The 16,235-nt window shown below is 50.6% G+C and carries 16 protein-coding genes; 6 read left to right on the forward strand and 10 right to left on the reverse strand.

The features are described from left to right. Positions 1–240 precede the first annotated feature (240 nt). Positions 241–1,110 (reverse strand): tRNA glutamyl-Q(34) synthetase GluQRS, encoded by an 870-nt coding sequence (gene gluQRS, locus KXJ70_RS11585; RefSeq protein WP_255558411.1) that lies wholly within the window; start codon positions 1,108–1,110, stop codon positions 241–243. A 45-nt stretch (positions 1,111–1,155) separates the two neighbouring features. Beyond that, positions 1,156–1,593 carry an RNA polymerase-binding protein DksA gene (dksA, locus tag KXJ70_RS11590; protein ID WP_219043656.1) on the reverse strand — a complete coding sequence of 146 codons (438 nt, stop codon included), beginning with the start codon at positions 1,591–1,593 and terminating at the stop codon, positions 1,156–1,158. A 206-nt stretch (positions 1,594–1,799) separates the two neighbouring features. Between dksA and KXJ70_RS11595 the strand changes: the two genes are divergently transcribed. Beyond that, on the forward strand, positions 1,800–2,960 hold the full coding sequence (locus tag KXJ70_RS11595) for a pyridoxal phosphate-dependent aminotransferase (protein ID WP_219043657.1): 1,161 nt from the start codon (positions 1,800–1,802) through the stop codon (positions 2,958–2,960). Between the two features lie 12 nt (positions 2,961–2,972). Here KXJ70_RS11595 and KXJ70_RS11600 read toward each other — a convergent pair whose 3' ends face one another. Then, positions 2,973–3,404: a group III truncated hemoglobin gene (locus KXJ70_RS11600; protein WP_219043658.1), complete on the reverse strand. Its 432-nt coding sequence runs from the start codon at positions 3,402–3,404 to the stop codon at positions 2,973–2,975. Between the two features lie 221 nt (positions 3,405–3,625). On the opposite strand from KXJ70_RS11600, the gene KXJ70_RS11605 reads away from it, so the two are divergent. Next, positions 3,626–4,222, forward strand: a complete 597-nt coding sequence (locus tag KXJ70_RS11605) for an NUDIX hydrolase (RefSeq protein ID WP_219043659.1) — start codon at positions 3,626–3,628, stop codon at positions 4,220–4,222. On the opposite strand, the gene KXJ70_RS11610 is transcribed toward KXJ70_RS11605, so the two are convergent. The 5 genes from KXJ70_RS11610 to hemJ all read right to left on the reverse strand — a co-directional run bounded on the left by KXJ70_RS11610 (position 4,205) and on the right by hemJ (position 8,648). Next, on the reverse strand, positions 4,205–4,915 hold the full coding sequence (locus KXJ70_RS11610) for a hypothetical protein (protein ID WP_219043660.1): 711 nt from the start codon (positions 4,913–4,915) through the stop codon (positions 4,205–4,207). The two genes, KXJ70_RS11605 and KXJ70_RS11610, sit on opposite strands and share 18 nt — an antisense overlap. Before the next feature lie 120 nt (positions 4,916–5,035). Then, positions 5,036–5,773 (reverse strand): TIGR04219 family outer membrane beta-barrel protein, encoded by a 738-nt coding sequence (locus tag KXJ70_RS11615; protein ID WP_219043661.1) that lies wholly within the window; start codon positions 5,771–5,773, stop codon positions 5,036–5,038. Between the two features lie 68 nt (positions 5,774–5,841). After that, complete coding sequence (hemB, locus tag KXJ70_RS11620; RefSeq protein WP_219043662.1) at positions 5,842–6,852, reverse strand: porphobilinogen synthase; 1,011 nt, start codon at positions 6,850–6,852, stop codon at positions 5,842–5,844. Positions 6,853–6,861: 9 nt separating this feature from the next. Next, positions 6,862–8,145, reverse strand: coding sequence for a glutamate-1-semialdehyde 2,1-aminomutase (gene hemL, locus KXJ70_RS11625; protein ID WP_219043663.1), 1,284 nt, complete (start codon positions 8,143–8,145; stop codon positions 6,862–6,864). Between the two features lie 83 nt (positions 8,146–8,228). Next, positions 8,229–8,648 carry a protoporphyrinogen oxidase HemJ gene (gene hemJ, locus KXJ70_RS11630; protein ID WP_219043664.1) on the reverse strand — a complete coding sequence of 140 codons (420 nt, stop codon included), beginning with the start codon at positions 8,646–8,648 and terminating at the stop codon, positions 8,229–8,231. A gap of 210 nt (positions 8,649–8,858) precedes the next feature. Here hemJ and KXJ70_RS11635 point away from each other — a divergent pair, with 210 nt between their 5' ends. From KXJ70_RS11635 to erpA, 3 genes are all read left to right on the forward strand, one after another. Then, entirely contained in the window at positions 8,859–10,274 is a 1,416-nt protein-coding gene (locus KXJ70_RS11635) for a chloride channel protein (RefSeq protein WP_255558412.1), read from the forward strand. 15 nt (positions 10,275–10,289) lie between these two features. Then, a complete protein-coding gene (gene argC / locus KXJ70_RS11640; protein WP_219043665.1) occupies positions 10,290–11,330 on the forward strand; it encodes an N-acetyl-gamma-glutamyl-phosphate reductase in 1,041 nt (346 codons plus the stop codon). Positions 11,331–11,430: 100 nt separating this feature from the next. Beyond that, positions 11,431–11,784 carry an iron-sulfur cluster insertion protein ErpA gene (erpA, locus tag KXJ70_RS11645; protein WP_219043666.1) on the forward strand — a complete coding sequence of 118 codons (354 nt, stop codon included), beginning with the start codon at positions 11,431–11,433 and terminating at the stop codon, positions 11,782–11,784. A gap of 93 nt (positions 11,785–11,877) precedes the next feature. Here erpA and KXJ70_RS11650 read toward each other — a convergent pair whose 3' ends face one another. Both KXJ70_RS11650 and KXJ70_RS11655 read right to left on the reverse strand, forming a co-directional pair. Next, positions 11,878–12,999, reverse strand: coding sequence for an anhydro-N-acetylmuramic acid kinase (locus KXJ70_RS11650; protein ID WP_219043667.1), 1,122 nt, complete (start codon positions 12,997–12,999; stop codon positions 11,878–11,880). Then, positions 12,999–14,348, reverse strand: coding sequence for a peptidoglycan DD-metalloendopeptidase family protein (locus tag KXJ70_RS11655; RefSeq protein ID WP_219043668.1), 1,350 nt, complete (start codon positions 14,346–14,348; stop codon positions 12,999–13,001). The genes KXJ70_RS11650 and KXJ70_RS11655 overlap by 1 nt, the downstream gene beginning before the upstream one ends. A gap of 243 nt (positions 14,349–14,591) precedes the next feature. Here KXJ70_RS11655 and tyrS point away from each other — a divergent pair, with 243 nt between their 5' ends. Then, entirely contained in the window at positions 14,592–15,893 is a 1,302-nt protein-coding gene (gene tyrS, locus KXJ70_RS11660; protein ID WP_219043669.1) for a tyrosine--tRNA ligase, read from the forward strand. Positions 15,894–16,235: the final 342 nt, after the last annotated feature.

Consider the following 16,235-nt stretch of genomic DNA (forward strand, 5'->3'; position numbering starts at 1 on the left):
GCGGCGTTGATGCGATAGGCTGATAAAAACAAAAATAATAATTAGTAGCCACAATACATGATGCCGATACCAAAGATTGCTGGCGTCGTTAAGCCAGCGGCCTATGGCTGGAGCATAAATAAAAGCAAATGTGACTAGCAGTAGCAGTGATGAGTGAATTTGCATGGTGACCGCGAGGTTTTCATCGTCGGCCTGATGTTACTGGAGCGTCTATGAAACTGCAAAATATTGCGGGCAAGTTTATAGCTTAAGCGCTGTTGTCGCAGGAATACTCTCGACACACCAATGTGCAATCCCCCATTGCAGTATTTGCGCTACATCAAGTTCCGGTGGTGGGGGAGTTTGCTGCAGATAGCGCAATACGGTTTGAAGGTTTTGCTTGGCGAGGCGGTCGTCAATGGCGGGGGCAAAGCTTTGTTTGCTCAGTTTATGGCCGTCATCGCCAACAATGACGGGTAAGTGAAGGTATCGAATAGCCGGCAGTAAAAGTGCCTGCTGGAGATGGAGCTGCCATGCTGTCGCATCTAGCAGATCGACGCCGCGCACGATGTCGGTAATGTGTTCAGCGGCATCGTCGACGACCACCGCAAGTTGATATGCATAAAGACCGTCGCGTCGCTTAAGTACAGGGTCACCTATTTGCGTCGTAAGGTAGTGTTGCTGGCCCTGTGCTCGGTCTATGAAGGTGACACTTGGATCTTGGAGTTTAAGACGAATTGCGGCGTCATCGGCTATATAGGGTTTGATGCAAGCGGGTGGGTGTATTCCACCGTACTCAGCCAATTGCGCGCGAGAGCAGCTGCAATAATAGCCATCCCCAGTATTTAGCAATAGATTTAGGGCGGCGTCGTAGTGTGCGCTTTGCTGGCTTTGCCGCAGGATTGCGCCATCCCATTGCAGGCCGTGGGCGATTAAGCTGTTGATAATTAGGTTTGCTGCGTCCGCTTGTTCGCGGGGTGGATCGATATCTTCAATGCGCAATAGCCATTGGCCTTTATTGGCGCGGGCATCGAGATAGCTAGCGACGGCGGTAAGTAGCGAACCCAAGTGAAGTGGTCCGCTGGGCGAGGGGGCAAACCGGCCAATATAGCCAGTGTGAGGAGCAGTCATAGCGAGCCTGTTGCTTAGGGCGACAATTGCTGTCGCCCATACAGATTAACCGCGTTCTTGACGCTCCTTGATCTCGTCTAGGGTTTTGCAGTCGATGCACAAGGTAGCGGTTGGTCTTGCTTCAAGGCGTTTAATGCCAATGTCTACGCCACAAGTATCGCAGAAACCGTAGTCGTCTTCGTCGATGAGATTGAGGGTCGAGTCAATCTTCTTGATCAATTTACGCTCGCGATCACGCGTGCGCAGCTCCAGACTAAACTCTTCTTCCTGGGTCGCGCGGTCGGCGGGATCAGGGAAGTTAGAGGCTTCGTCTTTCATGTGACTAACAGTGCGGTCAACTTCTTCCATCAGCTCAGCCTTCCAGCTAAGCAGAATTTGGCGGAAGTGATCCTTCTGATTGTCGTTCATGTATTCTTCGCCCTTTTTTTCTTTATAGGGAACGAAGGTCTTTAAATTTTCAGGTGTACTCTGCTGTGCAGGCATGGCTGGCCCTCTTCTGTACAAGCCGTTAACCGCAAACTGCGGACATGCGCGACGACGCTGTGTCGCCAAACCGGCAAAACTACCAGATATGGCCGCCTTGCGCTACACGAAATTCACCTTAAATCACACGGCTACCCTGTTGTGGCGATGTTAAGGCGTTGCGGATAAAGCTACACTTCACGTTTTGGCTGATAGGTACAGTATAGGTGATTAATAATTTTGCGCGTCGGCTGGCAGATATCGAGCCATTTCGGGTGGTTGAGGTTTTAACGCGTGCCAAGCAGCTCGCTGCGGCAGGTCGGGATATTGTTCATATGGAAGCTGGTGAGCCGGATTTCACAACGGTAGCAGCGGTTATTAATGCAGCGAAGGCGTCGCTAGATCGTGGCGAAACCTATTACACCCCCGCGGCTGGGATTCCTGAGCTGAGGCAGGCAATTTCCCGTTACTATCGCAGCGATTACGGCTTAGACATAGCGCCAGAGCGGATTATGATCACACCGGGTGCGTCCGGTGCCTTGCTTTTATTGGCGGGGTTATTGGTTAACCCGGGTGAGGGGATGTTAATGACCGATCCGGGCTACCCCTGCAATCGCCATTTCTTGCGATTGGTCGAGGGTGAAGGTCAGCTGGTGCCGGTTGGGCCGGAAGATCGCTTCCAGCTTAGTGCCGAGAAAGCGGAGCAGCATTGGCGGCCAAATACCAAGGGTATTATGGTGGCCTCACCCGCCAATCCAACGGGGGAAATATTAACGGCGACACAATTGCGCGACCTCCATTCACTGTGTGAGCGTAAGCAGGGTTTTTTATTAGTCGACGAGATTTATCACGGCTTAAATTACGGGGTAGATGCCCCCAGTATTTTGTCGATCACCGATAAGGCCTTTGTAATTAATAGTTTTTCAAAATATTTTGGCATGACGGGTTGGCGCTTGGGGTGGTTGGTCGCACCTGAAGAAGCGGTACCGCAGTTAGAAAAGCTGGCGCAAAATCTTTTTATATCCATGTCGACTATGGGCCAGTACGCGGCTTTGGCGGCATTTGAACCAGAAGCTCGCGTAGAGTTGAATCGGCGTCGAGACGAATTTGCTGCACGGCGCGATTATTTGTTACCGGCTTTGCAGAGCTTGGGTTTTGATATCCCTCACTGTCCAGCTGGTGCTTTATATCTGTACGCGGGTATTGAGCGGTTTAAGACGAATAGTCAGCAGTTTTGTTTAGATTTATTAGAGAATCATGGTATTGCCATCACGCCTGGAGAAGACTTTGGGCGCTACAAGGCAGGCCAACACGTTCGGTTTGCCTACACAACAGGGCTTGATCGTCTGGAGGAAGGTGTGGCGCGTCTGCGCCGTGTTTTGGCATAGTTCTGATTGAATTTAAGGTGTAAAGAATTGCACGCCGGTGCGCGGGTTATTGCTGGGTGATTTTTGTTCCAAGGCTGCGGCCATCGACTCCGCGATTCGCGCGGCGCGGGTTTTCATTTTTGTACAATTTAGTCCTTCAAAGTGGCGATCAATATTATTATTTAATAGGTGCAGCCAGCGAGAAAAATGATGCTGACTCAGCTTTGCCTGTTGGTGAATGTGTTGATGGCGTTCAAAAAGTTGACCTTGGTAACTCGACTCTCCGAATAGAATTTGCGCCCAGAAATCGATAACGCGAGGTAAGTGTTGCTCCAGCGAGAAGGCGATGACGTCTGTAAAGAAAAATCCGATGATAGGGTCGCTTAAAACGTCTTGATAAAAAAGCCTGAGCAGCATTTCAAGCTCTTCGCGACTGGCAATATCCACTTTGTCATCAGAATGCATATGCGATGCGCCGTATTTTGTAGTGTCGGTAGAGGATCAACGTGTGGTGGTATTATAGTCATCATCTTATAGTGGTAGCGTTTTTTAAACGAGACGATTTTGCCAACGGTGGGCGCTTTTGGGTGGCGCTGGCCGCGGATAAAATAATTACGGTATGCGGGTCTCGGTAAGCTTAGCGCTCGCGCGACAACTTGGCTTCGCGCCGGCTAAAGGGGTTGGTATTGATAGTAAACACAGCTGAAGCGTTGGCGCTTCAACATATTGTAGAGCGGCTAGATAAATTTAAGCCCCGCCAGCGTTGGTGGCGGCGATGGGTGAAGCGTTCAGCAGTGGCGATTATTATACGTGAGCTGAATGATCACCTTGAAATCCTGATGATTAAGCGGGCCGATCGCGAGGGTGATCCGTGGTCGGGACACATGGCATTTCCCGGTGGCCGCATGGATAGAGGCGATATTACCGGCTTGCGTACGGCAATGCGTGAAACAGAAGAAGAAACGGGTATTTATTTAGACAAGGCCGGCCACTGTATTGGTCGCCTGTCTGACATTGTGAGTCGCCCCCATTCTGGCCGCCAACCCATGGTGGTAACACCCTACGTTTTTCGACTGCATACGGTGGTAAGCATCGAGGCCAATCATGAGGTGGCTGAGGCGGTATGGATTCCCATGAGCTACCTGATGGACCCGGTGCAGCGCGAGACTATGGAGTTAAAGCGCGGAAGATTTGCAATGACATTGCCCTGCTATAATTACGGTAAGCGCCGTATTTGGGGGATGTCATTGAGGATGCTGGATGAGTTACTCAGTCTCGTTTGATGGCTCCTCGCCGTTATTGATCTCAATGTCTTGAAGTCTACTAGGCGGCCGGAAGTCGAGGTCGTCTGCGTCCGGTAGGGGATTGCGCCGCTCTTCCCACAGGTGAATTTTCGTTTCGTTGAGTAGTTGTCGAGCTTGGTTCTGTGGTTTTGATGCTTCGGCTATTGCTTGATCCGGCAAGATGTCTTTCATCCACGCGACAAATATCGACATAATTATCGGTGTCTTTTTGGTATCCAGGTATTGCCAGCGGGAGCCGTCCAGAATGTTTCCTGATACCCGCTGTTGCTTTACTGGCAGCCAGTAAACGCCGCAGCTGGAAAGGCTGAAATCGTCCTGGCGGCCAAAACTGATATTTGCTTTGAAGGGGTTGAATGCATCTGCCGGCGGATTGTCGATGCGCTTTAGCGCCATAACCCATTCGCTACCCGGGGTAAACTGCTCGGCTTCGGGGCGGCATAAATCATCCTTTTTCCCCCAGATTCGAATCTGCTCTCGGTATTCACTGCCTTGTAAAACGGTGTCGACGACTAAATCAAAGCCATTACCTTGGGTGTTGCTCACTTCGCCGTAAACTACAAGGTCGGCATTGGCGTAGACTGATTTGAATGGGCCTTCCCACAGGCATTCGCAAGCGGACGCCAAGGGGCTTGCAGTCAGGGCGGCGATCAGTGAAAGTGTTTTTAAGCTCATGGTGAGGGTCATATTTGTCAGCGTGGTCAGGCGGCGAAATAGTGCTTTGCAGATATCAGACAATATTAAACAAAAAAAGGCGCAATAGATTGCGCCTTTTTTATGATTATTGTTGCGAAATTAGATGTCGATAACGACACCAAAAAAGTAACCGTCAACAGTGACTTTGGCTTCTTCACCATCGTCTTCAAGGTCGACGTCGAAGTTGCGGTAGCCAAGCTCAAGTCCGACTACGCCGAATTCATAGCCTAGTCCCACGCTCATATCAGTCACACTGCTGTCGCTGTAGGAAATCACGTTAGCGAGTGCAGATGCGTAAAGACCAGTGAGTGGAAGGTCAAAGCGCGCATTGACGTAGGCCATTGGCACTGGCGCGTCTAGCTCAATTGAGCCTTCGCGGCCGGTCGTTGCCAAGCGAACTTCACCGTCAAACATGCGCACGGTTAAACCGACGTCAAGATTGACCCAGTTGTCGAGAATCTCATAGTACAGGGTGGCATCAGTATGTGTTAAGTCAGTGGTTGAGTTCACTGTGTCAGCCGCAGTGTAGACATCGCCTTCAAACGTAAAGTTGCGAGATAGCTGATTTGATTCAGAAATATCGAGATCGGTGCGCTGTAGGCGAATGTTCGGCAAAACGGGGACGGGATGTTCTAGGGCAACGTAGAAACTTTTACCTGTTTCGTCGTCATAGCCAAGGTCATCGTTCATATCGATACTATCTGGTCCCGATTTTACATGGCCATCCCAGCTTTGTTTCCACATATAGGCACCAGCACTGGCGCCGACAATATCGGCCTGAGTAGAAACAGATGTACTTGCAGCCAATATTGCCAAGGCGAGTAGTCTTTTTTGCATGGTAGATCCCCTGAAGTTGTTTATTTTATCCAAGCTTACGATAAGCGCTCTGCGTGATAGCGTAAATACTAGTTATTCAGTAATAATGCCACGTCTTTGGCAAAGTACGTCAATACGCCATCAGCACCTGCGCGTTTAAAGGCCAATAAGGACTCCATCATGACGGTATTTTTGTCTAGCCAGCCTTTTTCAAATGCGGCGCAGTGCATCGCGTATTCGCCACTTACTTGGTAGGCATAGGTTGGTACAGCAAACTCATCTTTAACGCGGCGCACGATATCTAAATAGGGCATGCCCGGTTTGACCATAATCATATCGGCTCCCTCAGCAAGATCCAGTGCGCACTCGTGCAGGGCTTCATTGCTGTTTGCTGGGTCCATTTGATAGGTGTATTTATTGCCACCGCCTAAATTACCAGCCGAACCGACCGCGTCGCGAAACGGCCCGTAATAGGCCGAGGCGTATTTTGCCGCGTAGCTCAGAATGCAGGTATTGATATGCCCTGTGCTTTCTAATATTTGTCTAATAGAGCCGATGCGGCCGTCCATCATGTCCGAAGGGGCAACAATGTCTGCGCCGGCGTCAGCCTGCGCTTTGGCTTGTAGACACAAAGCCTCAACGGTGCGGTCATTCAGCACATAGCCCTCTGCATCAATGATGCCGTCTTGGCCGTGGGTGGTGTAAGGATCTAGGGCGACGTCGGTGATAATGCCCAGCTCTGGGGCGGCGTCTTTTATTGCTTTGATTGCGGTTTGGGCGAGGCCATTCGGATTGTAGGCCTCCTCAGCGAGCAGGGATTTTTTCTCCGCCCCGACCACGGGAAACAAGGCGATGGCGGGGATACCCAGCGCGGCGAGCAACTTGGCTTCCTTCACTATTAGGTCAACGCTTAGACGCTCGATACCTGGCATTGAGCCAACAGCTTGGCGTTCGTCACTACCTTCGCAAACAAACATAGGATAGATGAGGTCATTCACACCAAGTTGGTGTTCACGCATTAGGCGACGAGTTACCTCTTTCGCGCGCATGCGGCGCAATCGGGTGTTGGGGAAAGCGCCCCGCGTTAGTGATATAGCCATAATCTGTTCTCAGCGCAGGGTTTTAAAAACATGCTCGGCAATGTTCAGGGTTTCTTCAATATCGGCGTCGCTGTGTGCCGCGGATAAAAAGCCGGCTTCATAGGATGCGGGGGCGAGATACACGCCGCCCTCAAGCATACCGTGGAAGAATCGATTGAAGCGTTCGGTATCACAGGCCATGACCTGCTGGTAGTTGGTGATGTGCTCTGTCTCGGTAAAAAACACCCCGAACATGGTGCCGACATGATTGCTCGTCATGGCAATACCTGCGGCATCGGCGCGCGCCTTTAAGCCTGTGATGAGGTTATCGGTTTTTTGAAAAACCGGTTCATAAAAGCCGTCTTGTTCAATGTGTTTTAGCATGCAGAGTCCGGCAGCCATGGCAATAGGGTTGCCAGAGAGCGTTCCTGCTTGGTACACCGGTCCGCTTGGGGCGATGTGTTCCATGATGTTGCGTTTGCCGCCAAAGGCCGCAACCGGCATGCCGCCGCCGATAACCTTGCCGAGGCAGGTGATATCCGCGGTCACACCGTAATAGCCTTGGGCACCTTGCAGGCCGAGGCGGAAGCCGGTCATGACTTCATCGATAATAAGAACTGCGCCGCTTTGGTCGCAGCTCTCTCGTAGGCATTCGAGAAAACCGGGTATTGGTGGAACGCAGTTCATATTGCCGGCAACCGGCTCAACGATAATACAGGCAACTTGATCGCCGTATTCCGCGAAGGCGGCGCGCACGCCCTCTATATCGTTATAACTAAGCGTTATTGTGTGCTCTGCCAGCGCGGCGGGTACGCCGGGTGAGCTAGGGACGCCCATGGTGAGTGCGCCCGATCCGGCTTTTATGAGCAGTGAGTCGGAGTGGCCGTGGTAGCAGCCTTCAAATTTAATAATTTTGTCGCGTCCGGTATAGCCGCGGGCGAGGCGGATGGCGCTCATGGTAGCTTCGGTGCCGGAATTAACCATGCGCACCATGTCCATGCCGGGCATGATGCTGCAAAGTTTTTCCGCAAGTTGAGTTTCGATTTCCGTTGGCGCGCCGAAGCTGAGGCCTTTTTGTAGCTGGGCGGTGACGGTGGCAATGACGTCGGGGTGAGCGTGGCCGAGTAACATGGGGCCCCACGACAAAACGTAGTCAATATATCGCTTACCTTCTACGTCAAATAGGTAGGGGCCTGAGGCGTGGTCTATGAACCTCGGGGTGCCACCAACCGCTTTAAAGGCGCGAACTGGACTGTTGACTCCGCCGGGGATGCGATGGCGGGCGGTCTCAAAAAGTTGCTCGGAGCTAGTCATATAAAAATCTTAATTGTAAAAAATGTCAGTGGGCATTATCACGTGCTGAGCTAATTATCGCCAGAGCAGGCAGCGTCTAATCATTAAAAGGGTTTCAGGACGGCAAGTAGCACTATTGCAAACAAGGCGATGACCGGGGCTTCATTAAACCAGCGATAAAAGACGTGGTTTCTCGTGTTGTGATCGTCGGCAAAGGTTTTAACTAAATGACCGCAATACAGGTGATAAGCAATTAGAGCAGCGACAAAAAGTAGTTTAAGGTGCAGCCAGCCAGCGCTTAGGTAGTATTCAATATTTTGCGCAATTAGCAGTGCGCCGAAAACGATAGTCAACACAGCAAAGGGGCTAACAAAAAGATAGAGCTTACGCTCCATGACTTTTAAATAATCGCGTGTCGCTTGATCTTCTGCCATGGCATGGTAAACAAATAGCCTAGGGAGATAAAAAATTCCGGCGAACCAGCAAACAATGGCGATGATGTGGAAAGCTTTCAGCCAAAGCATAATGCAGTACCTAAATAAATTGTTTCTGAGTGACGTGATTTAGACACGTTGTCATTGCTATCATCAGTGTCAGATAAAATCACTTTTTGGGCGCTGGGTGTTGCCAGTGAGTTAGCATACAATATCTGTTAGCCAATTGCGGCTTGCCGTATTAATTTTATCTCGCGCATTCTCATTTAGCTCTGCCGCCTGCACAGGCCTCTTAATTACATGACCGCCAAAAATAAACGTACTCAGACTGCTCGCAGACTTCGTCTTTGGTGGACGCTGGGCAATCGACATACCCGTCGTCAGCTAGGTACGGTTGAAGATTGGAAGACGCGCGGTGTGTTTTGGTTTGGCGCGCTAACCGTCGGTTTGGTTATTCAGAGCTTTGCATGGCTGTCTGAAGAAAGTTTTTCGATCACAGAAGCTGTTTTTGACCGTTACCCCTATGCCTTTCTATTGATCACCCCGCTTGGGTTGATGGCCATTGTGTGGGTGATGAATTGGGGGGGCAAAGCAGCCCGAGGCAGTGGTATCCCGCAGGTCTTACTAGCACATAAACAGAGTTACCATTGGCTGCGTGGACCTTTTTTGTCGCTGCGGGTGGCAACGCTGAAGGTCTTGCTAACTTGTGCAGGTTTACTGGTAGGTGCAACAGTGGGGCGCGAAGGTCCCAGTGTGCACGTCGGCGCAGCCTTGATGTACAAATTTGGTATCTGGGCAAAGTTAAAACAGCGACAGGTGGAAAGCAGTTTAATTGTGGCGGGTGGCGCGGCCGGTGTTTCCGCGGCCTTTAATGCGCCACTTGCGGGTATCGTGTTCGCGATTGAAGAGTTGCAGCAATCGATGGAGGCGCGAACTACCGGTACGTTTATTATGGCGATTATCCTGTCGGGGGTGGTGGTGTTGGCCTTTGCGGGACACTATAGCTATTTCGGTGTCCCAGATGTTACGGCGGTGCCATTCTCTAATTACCCCTATATCATTGGTGTAAGCGCGGCGTGCGGTTTGTTGGGCGGGCTATTTAGCTTGTTTTTGGTTCAGGGTAATCGTGCGATTGCACCGTTAGTAGCGCGGCGGCCGCTGCGAGTTGCGTTTGTTATTGGTATATTTTTAGCCGCTATGGCAATACTGTCCGATGGGCTAACCATGGGTAGCGGTTATGTAGAGGCCAGGTCACTTTTAGCAGGGCAGTCAGAAGGGAGTTGGCTAACTGCTGCGGGCAAAATACTGGCAACGCTTCTCACGTATTTCAGCGGCATACCCGGCGGTATCTTTTCGCCGAGTTTAGCTGCAGGGGCCGAACTGGGGTCTGCTATGGGGCCGCTTTTTCCGCAGGTTCCGGTGGTGTCATTGATCTTGGTTGGTATGGCCAGCTATTTTGCTGGTGTGGTTCAGCGGCCAATAACGGCCTTTGTCATTGTGCTGGAGCTGACAGGTAATAATCACGATATACTGCCGGCTTTAATGGTAAGCGCGCTAGTCGCAACTGCGGTGTCGAAATTGGTAATGAGCGAGCCCGTGTATCATGTGTTAGCGAGGGATTTGGTTCGCGGCTGGGATCACCTGTTGCGCGAGAAAGATGAGTCGGTGTCGACGACGGGTAAGAACGTTATCGAACCGCAAAATGAACAGCGTTAAGGGAGAGAAAGTCTAGTGTTAAAAGTTGGGATAGTAGGTGGTACTGGTTATACAGGTGCAGAATTACTGCGTTTACTGTCTACCCATGCTGAGGCCGAAGTGGCGATGATTACATCGCGCGCAGAAGATGGTGTGGCGGTAGATGAATTGTTCCCGAGTTTGCGTGGCGTGGTTGATCTGCGCTTTACAGCGCCAGATGTGGATGCATTGGCAAGCTGCGATGTGGTTTTTTTCGCGACACCCCACAATGTCGCGATGAATATGGTGCCCGAGCTGTTGGCGGCAGGTACTCGTATAATTGATTTGTCTGCAGATTTCAGGATTGCGGATGCTGAGTTGTGGTCAAAGTGGTACCACGAGAAACACATTTGCCCGGACGTGCTTGCGATGGCGGTCTACGGTTTGCCAGAGCGAAATGCGGATAAAATTCGCAACGCGCAGTTAATTGCTTGCCCCGGCTGCTATCCAACGGCGATCGAACTCGGCTTTATTCCTTTACTTGAGCAAAAGCTGGTTGATCCCAAGCGCTTGATTGCAAGTGCTGCGTCGGGTGTGAGTGGTGCGGGTCGGCAGGCGAAGATCGACAATTTGTACGCAGAGCTGTCAGAGAGCTTTAAAGCTTATGGCGTGGCCGGTCATCGGCATTTACCAGAGATTGAGCAGGAGTTAGCCTTGGCTGCTGGTGATGCGGTAAATTTGACCTTTACGCCCCATTTATTACCACAGGTGCGCGGTATTCACGCCACCTTATATTCCGAGCTGTTAGATCCCGCGGTGCCCTTAGATGAGCTGCAGTTTATGTTTGAAAAGCGGTATGCCGATGCCCCGTTTGTGGATGTGATGCCCCTAGGCAGTTTGCCGCAAACGCGCACAGTGCGGGGCGCAAACACGTGCCGCATTGCTTTATATCGTCCGCAAAATAGAGATACCGTTGTTGTGTTGTCGGTTATTGATAACTTGGTGAAGGGGGCGTCTGGGCAGGCTATTCAAAACATGAACTTAATGTTCGGCTTGCCAGAAACGATGGGGCTGCAAGGCGTGGCATTGCTGCCGTAAAAGGCGCTGCGCGGCAAATACTTGACTAATTTAGTCGGAAAAGAAGATAATTAGGTTATTGGTGGCGCATTTTGGCGCGCGGGTAGTAGTGAGGTGATATATGTCTGCGGTTGAACAATTCACACCGTCAGTACTAACATTGACGGATAAGGCGGTTGCTAAGGTTAAAAACTTAGTTGAGTCCGAAGCCAATGATGACTTGAAGTTGCGTGTATTTGTTACGGGTGGTGGATGCTCGGGGTTTCAGTACGGTTTTACTTTTGATGAAATCGCTGAGGAAGATGACACCTTGGTTGAGCGCGATGGAGTAACGGTTCTCGTCGACCCTCTAAGTTATCAGTATATTGATGGCGCTCAAGTTGATTACACCGAGGGGCTTGAGGGTTCTCGATTTGTAGTCAGTAACCCAAATGCCAGTACTACCTGCGGCTGTGGATCTTCCTTCTCTGTTTAATTCTCGCTGGCCTAGCATCTGCTGGGCCTTCGCTAGCATCCTGCCATTTTGTTCTTTTTCCCCGCTTTGCTATCTGAGCTAGCGCATTTGTAATCACGCCGGATAAATTGCGCCAAGAATACGTGGTCCTTTAGCACCAGTTACAGCCGGTATATTACCTGGCAGATTGCTGAGTGTTTGCTTGGCCAGCCACGCAAATGCGACCGCCTCAACCCAGTCTGGTGGAATACCAAGTTGTTGGGTATCTGCTACTGATCGTTTGGGAAGTAGCTCAGCAATACGTTTGCGAAGCGCTAAATTCGCACTGCCACCGCCACATAGAAATACTGGCGCCCGGTTAGCGCTGGCTTTCTCTATCGCATCGCAAATACTGCGGGCGGTGAGTTCAAGTAGTGTAGCTTGCACATCTTTCGGTGCTATCGGCGGGAATTTCTCGAGCGTGTCCAGAATGGTCTGCAAATTGAATTGCTCGCGCCCAGTGCTTTTGGGGCCGGTTTGACGGTAAAAATCGGTATTCAGCAAGTGCTGTAAAAGTGCGTCGTTTGATGTGCCGCTAGCCGCCCAGTTACCGTCGCGATCAAAGTCTTGATTCAGGCTAGTGTTTATCCAGCTATCCATAAGAACATTGCCCGGCCCAGTGTCGAAACCGATTACGTCGCCACTCTTCTGGAGGAGGCTGATGTTTGCCATGCCGCCAATATTGAGAATAACTCGGTCTTCGGTTTGGCTGGCAAATACTGCAGCGTGAAATGCCGGTACCAGCGGTGCGCCTTGACCAGCCGCTGCTATATCGCGGCGGCGAAAGTCGGCAACGGTGGTAATGCCGCTTATTTCTGCGATGGTGTTGGGGTCGCCGATCTGTAGGGTAAAGGCTTGCGTGTGATGGCGGGTGCTATCGGGTGGGCGGTGCCGCACGGTTTGTCCGTGACTGCCGATTGCGGTGATATCTTTGGGGTCGAGTTTAGCCGCATTGCATAATTGCAGGGCAGCATTGGCGAAAACACGAGCGATTTCACGATCTGTTCTGCCCAGTAGTTCTATTTCGCCATCACTCGTTGAGCAGAGTTGTAATATGTCGGCTTTTAGCTCTGCGGGGATAGCGGCTGACACGCTGGATACAAACTGGACGTTGTTGCCTTCGTCCACGTCAATAAGAGCGGCGTCTATACCATCTAGGCTGGTACCCGACATTAGGCCAATGTATTTCGAGCTCATCAGCCCGCGTCAATACTGTTGTAGTTACGCTGCGCGGCGTAGGTTTTTAGCTGCAGCTGCATGCCTGATATTTGACTTTTGAACGTTGCCATTTCGCCGCTGTTCACCTTTGTTGGTGGTGGCAGCTTGGTGACGATGGTGGCTGGATTGCGATGTACGCCGTTAACTAAAAACTCATAATGCAGGTGTGGTCCGGTGGCGTAGCCTGTGGAGCCAACCCAGCCGATGGTTTCGCGCTGCCGAACACGCTCACCCTTGGATACTGCTCGCTTATGGAGATGCAGATACTTGGTGATATATGCTTCGCCATGTTTGATGAAAACGTAATTGCCATTGGCTTTTGAGTACCCCGCGTCTGAAACGCGGCCATCGCCGGCGGCGTAAACTGGTGTGCCGCGCGGTGCTGCGTAGTCTATGCCACGGTGTGGGCGCACGGTTTTGAATACGGGGTGTAGGCGCTGGGGATTGAAGCCCGAGCTGATTCTGGTGAAATCTAGCGGTGCACGCAGAAAGGCCTTGCGCATGCTTTCGCCGCTTTCAGAGAAGTAGTCCACTTCGCCTTTGGTATTGATGTAGCGGTATGCTTCAAAGGAGCGGCCTCGGTTAAAGTACTGCGCCGCGAGAATTTGCCCACTGCCTAGACGTTCGCCGTTTAAGTACAGCTCTTCGTATATAACAATGAAGTAATCGTCTTTGCGGACGTCATAAACGAAGTCCAATACCCCGCCGAATATATTGGCGAGTTCCATAATTATGCTTTGGTTTACCCCTGCATCCTGCGCAGCTTTATATAGTGATGAGGTAATTGTTGCACTGGCAACGCGTTGTCGGATTTCTGGTGTTTCTGCTAGCTCGGTTGTGCCGAAGCCAGTTACGCCACGTTCGAATACGAGGCTATTTAACTTGTCTAGCTGGTAGCTCATTGCAGAGAGTTCGCCGCTATCATCTATTTGGAACGATAATTTTTGGCCAGGACGAATTTTGTTGAGTGCCTTGGCTTTTGGTGCCGTCGTTAGCAGTTCGTGAAGGGCTTGCGGCGTGAGATTGGCGCGGCTAAAGATTGCAGACAGTGAATCACCAGCTTTCACTTGTACTTCTGTCCAGGGCTTTTCTGCATCCTCTATTGGCAATGGGGTCGTATCAGTTGAGCTGCTCTCTGCTCGAGCAGGGCTGAGCTCTAAATTTAACGGTATGGCAGTGCGCTTGGCCTCAGCATTTTCACCGGGCAATAATAGAAGTGATAGGCCAAGAGCAATAAGCGTCGATGCAGCAAGGGCCAAGTGGCGTCGCGGAAATTTGCCATTGCTTAATTTGCGAACGGCGTGCCTTTTGGGAATCCATTTTTGCATAGGTCTAATACTACATGCCCGTTGATGATTTTTTGCGCAGTATAACAAATGTGCTGCGTGCTTGAAGCCCGTAATTACCGAGAGTTAAAGTAGATTCTAGCTTGAGTGCGGCGGCATGTCAGCTTTTCCAGGTTTGCATTTTTTGTCGGTTGTTGTATCTTGCCGGCACTTCGGTATTTTCCTATTTTTGCAAATCATCTGCATCGGGTGATTTGCGCCATCTATTTAATTGAAGGTCGGTGTATGACAGCAGTAAATGCAGATTTACTCCCTGAGCTAGAGGCGAGAGGTCTTGTTGCCCAGATGACGGGTGAGAATGGTTTGTCTGAGTATCTTGCTGAAGGCGCTCGAACGCTATATTGCGGCTTTGATCCCACTGCGGATAGCCTTCATATTGGTCATCTTGTGCCGTTATTGGCATTGCGTCGTTTTCAGCAGGCGGGGCACAAGCCGATTGCGCTTGTTGGTGGTGCGACTGGCCTTATAGGTGATCCAAGTTTTAAGGCCCAAGAGCGCCAACTTAACACGCCGGATGTGGTTGCGTTATGGGTTGATCGTCTGAAGGCTCAAGTTTCGCGTTTCGTTGATTTTGAATGCGGCGAAAACTCTGCTGAGGTGGCAAATAACCTCGATTGGTTTGGTCCAATGACGGCGTTGGAGTTCTTGCGCGATATAGGTAAGCATTTCTCCGTTAATACTATGATTGCAAAGGAGTCGGTGAAGCAGCGTATTAACAGAGAGGGTTCGGGGATTTCGTTCACTGAGTTTAGCTATTCATTATTGCAGGGCATGGATTTCTCTGAGTTGTATAAAAGACATGGTTGTACTTTGCAGCTAGGTGGATCCGATCAGTGGGGGAATATCATTGCTGGGGTTGATCTAACTCGCCGTCAGCATGGCGCAGCAGTTCACGGGTTGACGATGCCGCTGGTTACCAAAGCAGATGGCACAAAGTTTGGTAAGACCGAGTCCGGTACGATTTGGCTTGACCCTGCAAAAACTTCTCCTTATGCCTTCTATCAATTTTGGTTGGCTACTGCTGACGCGGATGTCTATAAGTTTCTCCGCTACTTCACTTTTTTGTCCTTGGCAGATATTGATGCAATTGAGGCTGATGACCGAGAAATGGGTCGCCCTTCGGGCCAGCGCGTATTGGCAGAGGAGATGACCAGGCTTATTCACGGTGACGATGAGTTGGCTGGTGCGCAGCGAATTACCGAGGCGCTGTTTTCCGGGGAGTTGGCGGAGTTGTCGGCTGCAGACTTCAGGCAGTTGCAGTTGGATGGGCTGCCGACCGCAGATTTAAGTCGTGCTGAGTTAAAAAATAGGCCTTTAACACAATTACTTGCTGATATCGGTATGGGGGCAGGCAAGCAAATAAAAGATGCTTTGGGTCGAAATGCCGTTTTGGTAAACGGTGTGGCGATAGGTTTGGCGGATAATATGAATGTCGGGGGTGTGTTTTCCGAGGGGCGTTCATTATTTGATGGCTATTACCTTGTGAAGCTCGGTAAAAAGAAATATCAGCTGGTGGTGATTAAGTAGCCAAGTTGCTTACTTATTCATCGTTAAGTGGTTGATAGTTAACCGAAGTGTTCGGTTTTTGTACGGACTTAAATGTTTTTAAAATTCTTTTAAAAAGTGTGTTGACTCCCATCATGGTATCTCTATAATGCGCCTCCTCAACTGCTGAGGCGGACTTCACCGAGGTGAGGGAAGCGGATTTAGAAGGCGGTTGAGGTAGTAAGAAAGTTTAAAAAACTGCTTGCTACTGAGGATGAAGTATATATAATACGCCTCCTCGCTTAAGGGCAACAACTTAAGCAAAATCAAAACCCTGGCGGTTTTGAGTTATTTAAAAACAAGAGATTAGATAATTCGTGTGGG

Origin of the sequence: Zhongshania aquimaris (assembly GCF_019312595.1) — a bacterium.
In the GTDB taxonomy this organism is placed as follows: domain Bacteria; phylum Pseudomonadota; class Gammaproteobacteria; order Pseudomonadales; family Spongiibacteraceae; genus Spongiibacter; species Spongiibacter aquimaris.

Excerpts from the sequence above, each read along its gene's own strand:
- hemB (WP_219043662.1), bottom strand. The coding sequence starts at position 6,852 with ATGGCTATATCACTAACGCGGGGCGCTTTCCCCAACACCCGATTGCGC.
- KXJ70_RS11655 (WP_219043668.1), bottom strand. The coding sequence starts at position 14,348 with ATGCAAAAATGGATTCCCAAAAGGCACGCCGTTCGCAAATTAAGCAAT.
- erpA (WP_219043666.1), top strand. The coding sequence starts at position 11,431 with ATGTCTGCGGTTGAACAATTCACACCGTCAGTACTAACATTGACGGAT.
- hemJ (WP_219043664.1), bottom strand. The coding sequence starts at position 8,648 with ATGCTTTGGCTGAAAGCTTTCCACATCATCGCCATTGTTTGCTGGTTC.
- tyrS (WP_219043669.1), top strand. The coding sequence starts at position 14,592 with ATGACAGCAGTAAATGCAGATTTACTCCCTGAGCTAGAGGCGAGAGGT.
- gluQRS (WP_255558411.1), bottom strand. The coding sequence starts at position 1,110 with ATGACTGCTCCTCACACTGGCTATATTGGCCGGTTTGCCCCCTCGCCC.
- KXJ70_RS11610 (WP_219043660.1), bottom strand. The coding sequence starts at position 4,915 with ATGAGCTTAAAAACACTTTCACTGATCGCCGCCCTGACTGCAAGCCCC.
- KXJ70_RS11635 (WP_255558412.1), top strand. The coding sequence starts at position 8,859 with ATGACCGCCAAAAATAAACGTACTCAGACTGCTCGCAGACTTCGTCTT.
- KXJ70_RS11600 (WP_219043658.1), bottom strand. The coding sequence starts at position 3,404 with ATGCATTCTGATGACAAAGTGGATATTGCCAGTCGCGAAGAGCTTGAA.
- KXJ70_RS11650 (WP_219043667.1), bottom strand. The coding sequence starts at position 12,999 with ATGAGCTCGAAATACATTGGCCTAATGTCGGGTACCAGCCTAGATGGT.
- KXJ70_RS11615 (WP_219043661.1), bottom strand. The coding sequence starts at position 5,773 with ATGCAAAAAAGACTACTCGCCTTGGCAATATTGGCTGCAAGTACATCT.
- hemL (WP_219043663.1), bottom strand. The coding sequence starts at position 8,145 with ATGACTAGCTCCGAGCAACTTTTTGAGACCGCCCGCCATCGCATCCCC.
- dksA (WP_219043656.1), bottom strand. The coding sequence starts at position 1,593 with ATGCCTGCACAGCAGAGTACACCTGAAAATTTAAAGACCTTCGTTCCC.